Genomic DNA, 13,870 nt, shown 5'->3' with positions numbered 1-13,870 from the left:
GCGTGTTCAGCGGCGAAGATCTCACCGGACGTGGAATACGTGGGCGCGGCCCGCCTCGAGACTGACGTACAGCCCGCGCTCGGCGAGCGCCTCGCGATCCCACTCGTAGCGCCCGTCGCGGATCTGATCCTCGAACATCAGCTTGGGCGCCGTGCCCGGCAGGTCCGCGCCGACGAGCACGTGCCCCTGCGCCGGCTGATCGCCCGGGTTCGACACGATCACGTGAAGCTCATCGCCGAGGCGCCAGCGGAAGGCGACGAGCCGGGCGTTTGTGGCGTCGCCCGCTTCAGCCACGTCGAGCAACGACCAGTCGCCGTCGTGCAGCACGCGGTGGCCGGTCGCTGCCAGCAGCCGATCGTAGAACCCGCGAAGCCCTGGCGCTTCCGGTTCGTCTGCCCACCGTGCCAACTGGACGGGCGCGAAACGCGTCCGGCCCTCGAACTGCCCATCGTAGTAGAAGCGCAGGCCGGGCGACGCCCCGCAGATCGTCGCGGCGGCTTCGATCCGTTCGGGCCCGAAGGTCGCGAAGCTGCGCGGCTCGTCGTGGTTCTCGAGAAACCGCGCCGACCGGTTCTGGTACGCCATGGCGGCCCGCAGATGATCGCGCACCGATCCGGAGGACTCGTGCGCCAGGCGGTCGTACAGCCGTTTGTCGTACGTGAAGGAGAACCCCAGCTCCTGGAGGCGCCACTCGAGGTCCCAATACGCTTCGGCGATGAGGAGGAAGCCCGGGAGCGCCGCGCGGACGGCCGACCAGAACTCGCCCGGGACGGCGGCCTGGGCGTCGGCGGGTGCGAAGGAGGCCCACGTGCGGGCGAACACGTCGTTCAGCACCAGCATGGCCATGTCGCACCGGACGCCGTCGCAGCGCTCCGCGATCGCGCCTAGCTCGGCGATCATCGCCGCGCGCGTGTCGGGCTCGAAATAATTGAGCTGCGCGACGTCGGTCCACGCCGGGAAGTACGGGTCGCGGCCGCAGGCGATGAAGCGCGGCTCGCCATCCGGCGGCTCCACGACCCGGAAGTCGGCGGGCGCGGCGCGGAACCGATCCAGCGATCCGGTGACGTAGCGGTGGGGGTGCGAGGCGATCCACGGGTGGTCGAACCCGGTGTGGTTGGGGACGAAGTCCAGCACCAGCCCCATGCCGCGCGCGTGCAGCTTCTCCCGCGTCCGTTCGATCTCCTCCCATGTCCCCACGCGCGGGTCGGGCGAGTACTCGGCGATGCAGTACGGGGAGCCGGCGACGTCGCGCAGCGTCCATCCCGGCAGCGCGCGGTCGTAGCCCTCGAACAGCCGCCGCTCGGATCGCGCAATCTGCCGCCCGATCGCGCTGCGCCGCCAGACCCCCATCAGGTACACCAGATCGAATCCGAGCACCCGCAGGCGGTCCCACTCGGCGTCCGGCACCGAGCCGAGTGTCACGACGCGGCCGGCCGCCGCCGACAGCCGCTCGAGCCAGGGGAGCGTGGAGATCTCGAAGAGGTGGGGGTGGGGTCGTTGGATCGCGCGGGCACGCATCAGTACCGTTCCGGTTCGACGTTCCAGCGCTCGAAGACCTTCGCTTCGACGAACAGCTGGAACAGGTCGGGATCGATCTCGCCGTCTTTCACCGCGAAGTCGAGAATCTGCAGCGCGCGCTCGATCGGCACCGCCTTCTTGTAAGGACGGTCGGACGCCGAGAGCGCGTCGAAAATGTCCGAGATCGTCATCATCCGCGTCTGGATCGGAATGTCCGCGCCGGACAGGCGGTATGGATAGCCCTGTCCGTTCAGCTTCTCGTGGTGGCCGACGGCGATCGCCGGGATCGCGCGGATCTCCCGGGTCCAGGGGATCTGGCTGAGAAAGCGATAGGTGTGGACCACGTGCGATTCAATCTGCACGCGCTCGGCCTCCGAGAGCGATCCCTTCCGGAGCGAGAGCAGCCGCACTTCCTCGGGTTGCAGCAGGCTGCGGCTCGCGCCATCCACGTCGGGAAAGGCGAACGCGGCGGCCTCCTGCAGGGCCTCGAAGCTTCCCTCGGCGAGCACCGTCGGCTCGTTGGCGGCCAGGATCGCCGCGAGCAGCCGATCGAGCTCCCCGAAGCCGTCCGCCAGCTCGACGTCGAACTGGGGAAGCTGCTGCAGGTACGCCTCGCGGCCGTTGGCGAGCAGGAAGTCGAGCCGCCGCTGGAGCGCCGCGACTTCGCGGCTGCGGCGCGCGAGCTTGAAGCGCTCGTGAATCAGATTGAGCTGGTGGGGATACAGCTTCTTGGCCTTGACGAGCACTTCCTCGCGGACGCCGACCTTGCCGAAATCGTGCAGCAGCGAGGCGTAGCGAATCGTCCGCATCTCTTCGCGCGAGAACGTGACGCCCGCGAGCGGGCCGCCGCCGGACCGGTCCGCGGCCTCGGCCAGTGCCACCGTCAGGTTCGCCACCCTGAACGAATGTCCGCTGGTCGTCGGATCGCGGGCTTCGATCGCCACGATCGACGCGCGGACGAATCCCTCGAACAGGTTCTGGATCGCCGCGTACAGCAGCGAATTTTCGAGCGCCACCGCCGCCTGCGCGGCGAGCGAGGTCAGCAGCGCCTCGTGCTGCGCCGTGAACGGGACGACGCGCCCGTCCTCTTTCGCGTTGATCAACTGCAGCACGCCGACCGTATCGCCCTTGGGCGTGCGCATGGCCACGGCGAGCACCGACTGCGTGCGATAGCCCGCCGCTTCGTCGAACGACTGGTCGAGAGAGTACGGAACCCCCGCCGGGAGGTCGTACGCGTCCTGGATGTTGAGCAGGGCGCCTGTCAGCGCCGCGTGGCCGGCGATGGACCGGTCGGTGATGGCGAGCGGCGCCTCGCGGAAGGGGAGTTGCACGGCGTCGTTCTGCGCGTGCCTGAAGCGGAGCTGCCGCGGCGCGTCGACGCCGGACGCGGGCGGCAGCGCGTCGGGAACGGTCTCGACGATATACAGCGAGCCCGCCTCGGCGCCGGTGATCTCACGCGCCTTGGTCAGGATCAGCTCGAGGAGCTTCGGCAGCTCCCGCTCCGCAGACAGCGCCGCGCCGACACGATTCAGCTCCTCGAGCTGCCGCGTCAGCTGGGCGAGTTCTCTCTGCGAGCGGTCGGCGATCACGGTGGCCGGCGATTATACACTCCCCACAGGAGCCGTCCGCGTGTTCCGCGGCTTCTGCGGTGGGTTCTCCGGGAGATTTCTGTTACGGCCGCGCGCCGGCGCCTCGCAGCGCGCGCCCCGGCTTGACGCCTGTATGCTCGCCGTCCCGCAGCACGTGCGCGCCGTTGACGAAGACGTGCTTCATGCCCACGGCCAGCTGGTGCGGTTTTTCGAACGTGGCCGTGTCGGCCACCGTTGCCGGATCGAAGATCGCGAGGTCGGCGAACATGCCCGCCTTCAGGAGCCCGCGCCCTTCCAGTTCCAGGTTGGCGGCGGGCAGCGCCGCCAGCTTCCTCACCGCTTCGCCCAGCGTCAGCACGCGCTCGTCGCGGACGTACTTGCCGAGCACGCGCGCGAAATTCCCGTAGGCGCGCGGGTGAGCCGACGACCGGGTGAAGGGTTCTTCGGGCGCCATCGATGCCGCGTCCGACCCGAAGGACAACCACGGCAGGCGGATCTGCCTGCGGATGTTCTCCTCGGACATCATGAAATACACGGTCCCCACGCGCGACTCGTCTGCGAGCACGAGGTTCATGATCGTGTCCACGGGATCTTCCCCGCGCTGTTTGGCCGCTTCCGCAAGCGTCAGGCCCGTGTATTTCTTCATGCTCGGTTTCTTGAAGTCCACAAGCAGCACGCGGTCGGCCGAGCCTGCCGCGAGATACAGGTTCTCCCACTCGTCGGTGGGCGTGCGGATCGCCCGGGCGATTCGCGCGCGCTCCTTCGGATCCCGGAGCCGCTTGAACAGCGCCTCGTATCCGCCGTCGAGCACCCACGGCGGCATGGCCGCGTCCAGTCCTGTCGCGCCGGCCGGATACGTGTACATGTCCGCGGTGATCGACAACCCTTCAGCGCGCGCGGCTTCCACCATCGCGATGACGCGATCCATCTTCGGCCAGTTGTTCTGGCCGGCCGCCTTCAGGTGGTAGATTTCCGCCGGGACCTTCGCCTCGCGCGCCACGCGCAGGAGTTCCTCGACCGCCTCGATCAGCCGGTTCCCTTCCGAGCGCATGTGCGAGATGTACTTGCCCCGGTACGGCGCCGCCGCGCGGCACAGCTCGATCAGCTCTTCGGTGCCGGCATAGAACGCCGGGGCATAGATCAAGGATGAGCCGATCCCCAGCGCGCCCGCCTCCATTTCCTGTCGCACGAGCCGCTGCATCTGCCGGATCTGCTCGGGCGTCGCCTTTCGGTCCTCCAGTCCGACGACGTATTCACGAAGCGTTGTCGCGCCGATGAACGACGCGACGTTCTGCGAGACCCCGCGGCGCTCGAGTTCCTGCAGGTACCCGGCGAGCGTCGTCCAGGTGATGTCGAACGTGATGTCCCCCTGCGCCTCGAGGCGGCGCTTCGTCATCTCCGGCGTGAGGGGGCCCATCGAATCCCCTTCGCCGAAGATCTGCGTCGTGACACCCTGCGCAATCTCGCCGAGCGACCGCCCGTCGACCAGGAGCGACTCGGTGGACCAGGAGAGCATGTTGATGAAACCCGGGGCGACGGCGAGTCCGCGCGCGTCGATCACGAGGCCCGCGCCGTGCCCTTCGAGCGATCCCACCCGCGCGATGCGATCGCCGCGAATCGCCACGTCGGCGCGAGTCCCCTCGCCGCCGGTGCCGTCGTAGACCGTGCCGTTGAGGATGAGGACGTCGTACCGCTCCGGCTGGCGCGTGACGGCGTACGACGCGAGGCCGATCCCGGTGGCAAGGATGAGGAGAAGCAGGAATCCGGCGAATCCGTGTCGCATGATCCGCCGGATTATACGCGCGGTCAGGAGCGAACGGTCAGCACGGGGCACTCCGCCCGGCGCACCACCTGGTTGGTCGTGGAGCCGAACAGGGCCCGTTCTACCGCGTTGCGGCCGCGGACGCCGACGACGATCAGGTCCGCGTCCATGACCCGGGCCGCCTCGAGGATCTCGCGGTGCGGCTTGCCTGCGCGCACCACCGTGTGGCAGTCACACCACGTCCGCGCCTCGCGGGGCACCAGGTCGGCGAGCCGCTCCCCGGCAGCCTGGCGCAGGTGCTCGCGATATTCTGCCACGTCGAAGCGTGCCGCCGTGAGCGGCTCGTCGTCGAATGCCTCGACGACGTTGAGGAACGTGAGCGCGCCGCCGGCCTCTTCGGCCAGCGACAGCGCGTACGACGCCGCCTTCCGCGAGCATGGGGAGAAATCCACCGCGCACAGGATTCGCCGGAACACGATCGGCCTGCCGCTCGGCGCGTCCGCGCGACGGGGGACGACGAGCACGGGGCAACTCGCCTTCCGCAGCACCTTCTCGGTAATTGAGCCGAGCATCAGGCGCTCGAAGCCCGAGGCGCCGTGTGTACCCATCACGATGAGGCTCGCGGGCAGCTTCTCGGCGGCCTCGAGGATATTGTGGGCGGCGCCTCCCATCGCCACGACCGTTCGCACGCGCACCTGTGCCGCCTGCACGGGGCGCACGAACTCGTCGAGGTCGCCGGTGATTTCTTCGCGCGTGAGCGGTACGCCGACCGACGTTGCCGCGGGAAACGCGCCGATCGTGGCGGGCACCATGCTGACGGAGTGCGCGTGGAGCGCGACGACTTCCGCTTCGTACCACCGCGCGAGCGCCGTGGCGTAATCCAGGGCGAGCCGCGAGTGGCCGGAGAAGTCCACGGGGCACAGGATCCGGGTGATGGAGATCATGGGGACCTCCTGCTCGGTTACGCAGGCCGACCGAACCGTCCGACGATCGCGTTGGTGATCTCGACGAGCTCACGATAGCCCATGCGAATCGCGTCGCGATGCGTGCCGCCGTTGAACACGACCTCGTCCTGTCCCCCAAGACGCTCATCCACGAACACGCGCTGATGGAAGAGCGGGCCGAAGGGTGGCTCGGCCCCCGGCTCACACCCGGGGTAGAGCGCGGCCATTTCATCTTCGCGGGCAAGACGCAGGACCGCGGCGTGCGCCAATGCGCGCAGCCGCCCGAGGTCGACGTTCATCGGCGCGGGCACGACGGCCTGGATCGGCTCGTCGTCAGCAAAGCACACGACGATCTTCGCCCAGGCCCAGCCGGGGACGTGCGAGCGTGCCGCTTCCTCCTGGGCGGTGAAGGCGACGGGATGCGTGAAGGCGACGTACGAGACGTCTTCGCTGTTCAGGTACTCGCGAATGGGTGACGCGATCGCCATACGGACCTCCTTGGCGCGCTGCGTCGAAAAGGAAGAGAGGCCTATTGTAAAGAGCATCCGTACGCGACGCAATTGGGGTGCCACGAAATCGCGCTGAAAGTGCCGGTAACTTGCGGTCCCGCCCAGGTGGTGGCGGCGTGCCGGCGACGGAAAATCGGCGTTCCGACTATGAAAGAATCGGCTGGGATGGCTGACTGGAACGCCGGCGTCTACCACCGCGTATCGGCTCCTCAATTCAACTGGGGCATGCGGGTCCTCGCGCGCCTCGAGCTCGACGGCACCGAGCGGATCGTCGACGTCGGCTGCGGCACGGGGCGACTGACGCGGGAAGTCGCGTCCCGCGTGTCCGCCGGGAGGGTGGTCGGCGTCGACAGGTCCGCCTCCATGCTGGCGCAGGCGAGGACGCATCTTGTGGACGTCGGCGTGCCGCTCGTCCGGGCGCATGCCGCCGCGCTGCCGTTCGTGGCCGCGTTCGACGTCGTGTTCAGCACGGCCACGTTCCATTGGGTGCTCGATCATGACGCGCTTTTCCGCAGCCTCTTCGTGGCGCTCGCCTCCGGCGGGCGACTGCACGCCCAGGCTGGGGGCGGGCCGAACCTCGCGCGCCTGCGCGGGCGCGCATCACAACTCATTCAGCAGGAACCCTACCTGACCTGTTTTGAGACGGGCTGGTCGGAGCCCTGGACGTACGCCGATCCGGAGACGACAAGAGCCAGGATGGAACACGCCGGGTTTCGCGACGTCTCGACGTGGCTCGAGCCCGCTCCGATCCAGTTCGATGCGGCGGACGAGTTCCGGGCGTTTGTCGAGATCGTCTGTCTGCACCCGTATCTCAATCGGTTGCCGCCGCACCTGCAATCCGCGTTTGCCGACGCGCTCGTGTCTCGAGCGGCGGCTGACGATCCCCCGTTCGTCCTCGACTACTGGAGGCTGAATCTCACCGGCAGGAAGCCCTGACCGTTGAGTCGCCCGCTGGCAACAACGCCAGCCCCGGCCGATCTCCTCATCGTCGTCGAGCAGCCGGGCCGCAAGTTCTACAGAACGCGCTCGCCACCTCTGCCGTGTCGTCGGTCGAGGCGTTGTCCACGAGCGCGGCGTTCATCTTGCAGAACCGTCGCAAGGGGCGTTTGTGGGGATACAGGCCCGTCGGGCGGCGTGGATTGTTGCCGTGGGTGTGCTGAGCGCGGCAGTGCTGCCGTCGGTGGCCGCCTGCCGGAGGGGTGTGCCGGTGGTCGATCCCGGCCCGGCGCCGCCAACGAGCGACGGCACAATCAGCGGGCGCCTCATGACTCCCGGCGATGCTTCACGGCTCGCGGGGCGCCGCGTCGAGGTCGTCAACGTGGCGACGGGCAGCCGCCGGTCCGTGAGCAGCGGCGCGGACGGCGGCTTCACGGTCAAGGTCCCTCCCGGGAAGTACCGGCTGCAGATCGAGCTTCGTCCGGGCGAGGCGATCGTGAAGGCGCCCGAGACGATCGACATCAACGCGAGCGTTCTGGACGGCGACATCGTCATCGAGATCGCGCCGGGGCCCGCCCGGCCACATCCCGCCGACAGCACGCGCGGCACCGAGGGGCTTGGCGCCCCGATCGCGTAGCGATCGCGGGGCGGCATCGCGGGGTGCACGTCCGATCGCCTAGAATGGTGGCCCATCGATGGGCCGCCTCTACACCGCCGTCATCATCACCGAAATCATCGTCGTCTCGGCGCTTTGGGTGCTGGGTGCCTATCTCCGCTGATGACGACACCACAGCAACGGCGCCGGCGCAGCCCGCGCCGCGAGGCCTGAATGCGTCCACTTGACTGGGCCGTCGTCGTCGCGTACCTGGTCTGGATCGTCTGGGACGGGTTGAGACGGTCGAAGAGGACCGACGAGGTAGAAGGCTATTTCCTCGCCAATCGAAGCCTGCCCTGGTGGGCGGTTGGCCTGTCGGTGATGGCCACGCAGCTTTCCGCGATCACGCTGGTCGGAACGACAGGCCAGGGGGCCGCGGACGGGATGCGGTTCGTGCAGTTCTACTTCGGGCTGCCGATCGCGATGATCATTTTGTCGGTCACGCTCGTGCCGTTCTTCTACCGGGCGAAGGTCTATACCGCGTACGAATACCTCGAGCACCGTTTCGACATGAAGACGCGGACGCTCGCGGCGGTGCTCTTCCTGCTCTTGCGCAGCCTGTCGTGCGGCGCCGTGATTGCCGCCCCTGCCGTCATCCTGTCGGTGGTGCTGGGGCTGAACCTGACGCTGACGATTCTGCTCATCGCGGTGCCCACCGCGATCTACACGATCCTCGGCGGTGTGCAGGCGGTGACGTGGACCGACGTGAAGCAGATGTTCGTGATCGTCGCCGGCGTGCTCGCCGCCGTGGCCGTGCTGATCGCCGGCCTGCCCGAGGACATCAGCGCGCTGGACGCGTTTCGCGTGGCGGGCGCCGCCGGGCGGATGAGGACCATCGATTTCTCCTTCAACGTGAACGAGACCTACACGTTCTGGTCCGGCCTGATTGGCGGGCTCTTCCTGATGCTGTCGTACTTCGGCTGCGATCAGAGCCAGGTGCAGCGCTACCTCACGGCGAAATCAGTGGACGAAGGACGGCACTCGCTGCTGGTGAGCGCGTTCGTCAAGATCCCGCTGCAGGCGCTGATTCTCGCGACCGGGGTCCTCGTGTTCGTCTTTTTTCTCTTCCAGCAGCCGCCGCTCATCTTCAATCCCAGGATCGCGGAGCGGGTGCGAGCGAGCGATCGCGCCGGCGAGTTTGCGTCGCTCGAACAGGAATTCGGCGCTGCCGCATCCGCCAGGCGCGAGGCCGCGACCGTGCTGGCCGCGGCCCGGCGCGATGGAGACCGCGCGCGCGAGGAGCAGGCGCGCGGTGTATTCGGGCGAAGCGAGGTCACGCTGAAGGAGGTGCGCCGGAAGGCCGGCGCCATCGTGAGCGACGTGACGGGCACCCCCGGATACGACCGGTTCACCGGCGACGTGCCCGCCGGCGAAGTCAACTACATCTTTCCTCAGTACGTCACGACCTACCTGCCCGTGGGACTCGTCGGGCTGATCATCGCAGCCATCCTCGCCGCGGCCATGTCCACCATCGCCGCCGAGCTGAACTCGCTCGCGACGGCCACGGTGATCGACGTGTACCGGCGGCACCTCAAGCCGGTGGCGACCGACGCGCACTACCTGAGGGTGTCCCGCGCGGCCACGGGCCTGTGGGCGCTGTGGGCGTCAGCGGTGGCCATGTACGCGACGACGCTGGGGTCGCTGATCGAAGTCGTGAACCGGTTCGGGTCGTTCTTCTACGGCTCGCTGCTCGGCGTGTTCGTCCTGGCCTTGGGGATTCGCCGCGCGACCTCCAACGGCGCATTCTGGGGCCTCCTTGCCGGCATGGCCGTCGTGTCGACCGTCGCCTTCCACCCTGCAACGAGCCGCATCTCGTTCCTCTGGCACAACGTGATCGGCGTCGCCGTGGTCGTGGCCGTCGGTATGACGATCAGCCTCGTCGAAGGCAAGAGGCCGGCATGAGGCGCGCGGCGCTGCTCGCCGGCATCCTGATCGTCGCGGCCACGTGGGTGACGTCGGCCCGTCGCGCGCCGTCATACGACGTCGTGATGACGGGCGGCCTGGTGATCGACGGAAGCGGCGCACCCGGTCGCGTGGCGGACGTCGCGGTGGCCGGCGGCCGCATCGCGCGCATCGGGCGCGTGCCGCGCTCGCAGGCCGATCGGGTCGTGGACGCCGCCGGCCTTGCCGTCGCGCCAGGGTTTATCGACGTGCACACCCACGCCGACGATCTTGCGGATCGCCCGCTTGCCGAGAACTACATCCGGATGGGCGTGACGACGATCGTGGCGGGGAACTGCGGTGGGTCGGCGCTGGACGTGGGCGCGGCGCTCGCGCGCGTCCGCCAGGTCGGCTCGTCGGTGAACTTCGGGACGCTCGTGGGTCACAACACGGTGCGCCGCGCGGTGATGGGCACCGAGCGGCGGCTGCCCACGCCGGACGAGCTCGCGAAGATGAAGTCGCTCGTGTGGAAGGCGATGGCGGATGGCGCCGTTGGCCTGTCCACCGGGCTCGAGTACGTCCCGGGCGCCTACGCGGATGCGGTCGAGATCATCGAGCTGGCCAGGGTGGCCGCCACATCGGGCGGGATTTACGCGTCGCACATGCGGAACGAAGGGACGGCGCTCGAGGCGGCGGTGGCCGAGACCATCCGCATCGGCGAAACGTCGGGCGCGCGCGTGCAGATTTCGCATCTGAAGGTGGACAGCCCCAGCCGCTGGGGCGCCAGCGCCGCCGCGCTCGCGCTGATCGATGCGGCGCGAAAACGCGGCGTGGACGTCCGCGCCGATCAGTACGCGTACACCGCGGCCAGCTCCAGCCTGGCGATCCGGTTTCCCTCCTGGGCGCTCGAGGGGGGCGCGCCGAAAATTGCCGAGCGGCTGAAGGACCCGGCGCTATGGGCCCGCATCAGGACCGAGATGCGCCAGGCGCTGGCGGCGCGGGGGCTGAAGGATTTCTCGTTCGCGACCGTCGCCTCCTACCGCCACGACCCGTCGCTGAACGGCCTGACCATCAGACAGGTGGCCGCGACGATCAGGCACGACGACTCCGCCGACGCGCAGCTCGAAGTGGCGCGCGAGATGCTGCTGCAGGGCGGCGCCTCGATGGTGTATCACTTCATGGGTGACGACGATGTCGAGCGCATCATGCGGCATCCGCACGTAAGCGTCGCGTCCGACAGTTCCGTCCTCGCTTTAGGCGACGGCGTGCCGCATCCCCGCGGCTACGGCAACAACGTGCGCGTGCTCGGCGAATACGTCCGCAAGCGCCGCCTCATCGCGCTTGAAGAGGCCGTCAGAAAGATGACGTCGCTGCCGGCGCAGCACTTCCGCTTCGCGAATCGCGGCCTGATTCGAGAGGGCTACGCGGCGGACCTGGTCGTGTTCGACCCCGCGACGGTTGCCGATCAGGCCACCTTCGAGCGGCCGCACGCCTACGCCACGGGCGTCCCGTTCGTGCTCGTGAACGGCGAGTTTGTCGTGCGCGACGCCGAAATCACACGGGCACGGCCGGGACAGGTGCTCAGCGCTGGGGCATCTCCTGTCCTCCGATTGGATCTCCCGCCGGGGTCGCCAGCGGATCCGTCTTCTTGTTGGTCGGATCCGGCCGGCGCAGGAACCGTTCGATCTCGTCCTTCATCGCATCGGGCGACGCCCCCGTCGCCGTGACGATGTTCCGGAGCGCCATCGTCGCGGTGGAGCGTACCTGGGGCATCGCGTCGGCGTTGGAGGCGAGATCCATCAGGCGCGAGACAATCACCCACTGCGTGGTGCGAGCGATCTGCTGGCCGTAGGGATCGGCAGGGCGCGTCCACGCCTTTTTCAGCAGCTGGTTGAGCACGTCGCCGAAGTTCGGGTTCTGCGGGTTGCGCGCGTGAAACGCGATCAGCCGGCCGGCGCGTTCGTGCTGCAGCAAGCCGGAGACCGTGAGATCGGCCGCGATGCCGGCGGCGCTCAGCGGATCGAACACGGGCGCCGTGCGCTTGTCGAACAACTCCAGCGTGCCGCCGCCGTGCCCGAACGCCCGCGGAGGGATCAGCGCCAGGATGCGCTCGGGGACCTTCAGCGCCTCGGGTTCGATGGTATCGAGGACCGCCGCGAGCGCCTCGCGCTGCTTTGCCGCCGGGATGATCTCGATCGGCGTCGCGGGAACCGGCCCCTTCGCGCCACGCACCGCGTAGGTGTAGTACGTGCCGCCAATCGTCTTCACCGCCGCGTTGAGCTGGTAGCGGTGGTGCAGGTACAGCGGCAGCAGCTTCGCTTCGAGCAGTGAGAGCGGCGTGCCGGTCGGGATGCTGTTCAGGCCGAACTGCTCCAGCCCGATTCGGCGCACCTCCATCTCGTGCTTCAGCGTCTCGACCGCGTCCGCGCCGTTGTCCCACAACGTCGCGAGCGGATTGGCCGCCCCGGCGGGGCGCGCGTCCTGGTCGCTCAGGAACAGGTAGCCCTTCGCCACGCCGTCTTCGACGAGCGTTTCGAGCGCCTCGGTTTCGTTCGTTCCGGGCGGGAACTGCGTGTAGGAATAGCGGACCGCGAACGTGTCGTAGTCGCCGATGCCCCTGGCGTACGCATTGGACAGATCCAGCTTGCCGTTCTTGATGTCGACCCAGGGCGCCGGATAGTCGAGCACCGACGCGCGCCCGTACGTGCTTGCGGCGAAGTTGTGCGCGAAGCCGAGCGTGTGGCCCACCTCGTGCGCCGAGAGCTGGCGGATGCGGGCCAGCGACATTGCTTCCGGATCCGTTGCGGGATCCAGCGCCGCCAGCGCCTCATCATCGGTGACCAGCGCGCCCGCCTCGCAGGCGTAGCGGCCGGGCTCTCCATACACGGGCACCAGGCCGCTGCCGAGCGTGAAGTCCTGGCGAATGCGCAGCGACCCGAGCGTGACGTTCCCCTTGATGATCTCGCCGGTCCGCGGGTCTTCCACCGAGCCGCCGTACGACCAGCCGCGGGTCGAGCGGTGCACCCAGTTGATGATGTTGTAGCGCACGTCCATGGGGTCGGCGTCCTCGGGCAGGACCTTCACCTGGAACGCGTTGCGGAATCCGGCAGCTTCGAACGCCTGGTTCCACCAGGACGCGCCCTCGACGAGCGCGCTCCTGATCGGCTCGGGCGCGCCGTTGTCCACGTAATACACGATCGGTTTCACCGCCTCGGAGACGGGCGCGGCCGGGTCCTTCTTCTCCAGCCGGTGCCGTGCGACGAACTTCTGCTCGATTGGTTGCGGGAACGGCGACGCGAAATCGTAGTACTCGATGCCGAAGGCGCCGACCCGAGGATCCATCCGGCGCGGCCGGTATCTGTCGTCCGGGAGTTCGACGAACGAGTGGTGCTGGCGTACCGTCACCGATTGCGCCGTCGGGGCGACCTGCGACAGGAGCCGGCCGGGGTCTTCGTCGGTCGTTAGCGTGATGACCGTCTCGACTTCCGTGTTCTGCGGGAAGCCTTTCGTCCGCGGCAGGTAGAACGCGCTGCGGCTCTCGTCCATGCGATACCGTCCCTGCCGCGACTGCCGCAGGCGATCGGCGGCGCCGTGCGCGTCGCGGAGGAAGAATGCGGTCGCGTCCACGAGCACGCGACCCCCCTCGGCGGCCTCCACCTTGAAACCCCACAGCACGGACCTGGCGAACGAGTCCTCGACTGCCTTCCGTTCCGCCACGCTGTCGCTGATGGCCCGGTAGCGGTAGTTCGGCTGCGTCATCAGGACCTTCGGCCCGAAGCGCTGGAAGACCACGACGTGGCTGTCGCCGAGTTGGCCGCGGTCGAGGCCGATGGGGTTCGACCCCACGCCGGCCGGCAGCGACAGCTGGTAGAGCAGCTCGGCATCGAACCGTGCGATCTCCATCAGCATGCGGCCGCCGTTCGCGTCCCAGTAGAGCGGCATGTAGCCGTCAATCTTCTGGAGACCTCCGGTGCGCTCCGCGATCGTCTTTGGCCTGTTCTCCTGCGCTGCCGCGCTGACCGCGGTCAGCAGCCCGATCACCAGCCACGTCATCGTCTTGTTCATCGTTGTGCCTT

General features: G+C 68.4%; 9 protein-coding genes. 3 read left to right on the top strand and 6 right to left on the bottom strand.

The window, feature by feature from the left end; all coding sequences use genetic code 11:
* Positions 1-21: 21 nt before the first annotated feature.
* The 5 genes from HYU53_07985 to HYU53_07965 form a co-directional block, all read right to left on the bottom strand.
* A complete protein-coding gene (locus tag HYU53_07985) occupies positions 22-1,518 on the bottom strand; it encodes an alpha-amylase (protein MBI2221135.1) in 1,497 nt (498 codons plus the stop codon).
* Positions 1,518-3,107: a GAF domain-containing protein gene (locus HYU53_07980; GenBank protein ID MBI2221134.1), complete on the bottom strand. Its 1,590-nt coding sequence runs from the start codon at positions 3,105-3,107 to the stop codon at positions 1,518-1,520. Before HYU53_07980 ends, HYU53_07985 begins: the two co-directional genes overlap by 1 nt.
* Positions 3,108-3,189: 82 nt before the next feature.
* A complete protein-coding gene (locus HYU53_07975; protein ID MBI2221133.1) occupies positions 3,190-4,890 on the bottom strand; it encodes a D-aminoacylase in 1,701 nt (566 codons plus the stop codon).
* A gap of 23 nt (positions 4,891-4,913) precedes the next feature.
* A complete protein-coding gene (locus HYU53_07970; protein ID MBI2221132.1) occupies positions 4,914-5,813 on the bottom strand; it encodes a universal stress protein in 900 nt (299 codons plus the stop codon).
* Between the two features lie 17 nt (positions 5,814-5,830).
* Entirely contained in the window at positions 5,831-6,301 is a 471-nt protein-coding gene (locus HYU53_07965; GenBank protein ID MBI2221131.1) for a YbaK/EbsC family protein, read from the bottom strand.
* A 186-nt stretch (positions 6,302-6,487) separates the two neighbouring features.
* On the opposite strand from HYU53_07965, the gene HYU53_07960 reads away from it, so the two are divergent.
* The 3 genes from HYU53_07960 (at position 6,488) to HYU53_07950 (ending at position 9,815) form a co-directional block, all read left to right on the top strand.
* On the top strand, positions 6,488-7,258 hold the full coding sequence (locus tag HYU53_07960; protein ID MBI2221130.1) for a methyltransferase domain-containing protein: 771 nt from the start codon (positions 6,488-6,490) through the stop codon (positions 7,256-7,258).
* A gap of 211 nt (positions 7,259-7,469) precedes the next feature.
* The gene (locus tag HYU53_07955; protein MBI2221129.1) at positions 7,470-7,895 is read left to right on the top strand and encodes a carboxypeptidase regulatory-like domain-containing protein; all 426 of its coding nucleotides are present in this window, start codon (positions 7,470-7,472) and stop codon (positions 7,893-7,895) included.
* A 192-nt stretch (positions 7,896-8,087) separates the two neighbouring features.
* Entirely contained in the window at positions 8,088-9,815 is a 1,728-nt protein-coding gene (locus HYU53_07950) for a sodium:solute symporter (GenBank protein ID MBI2221128.1), read from the top strand.
* A gap of 1,560 nt (positions 9,816-11,375) precedes the next feature.
* Here the strand turns inward: HYU53_07950 and HYU53_07945 are convergent.
* Complete coding sequence (locus HYU53_07945) at positions 11,376-13,859, bottom strand: zinc-dependent metalloprotease (GenBank protein MBI2221127.1); 2,484 nt, start codon at positions 13,857-13,859, stop codon at positions 11,376-11,378.
* Between the last annotated feature and the right edge of the window lie 11 nt (positions 13,860-13,870).

The organism is Acidobacteriota bacterium (assembly GCA_016184105.1).
GTDB lineage: Bacteria > Acidobacteriota > Vicinamibacteria > Vicinamibacterales > 2-12-FULL-66-21 > JACPDI01.
Note: the sequence above shows the minus strand (reverse complement) of the source record. Positions and strands in the feature narration are given on the sequence as shown.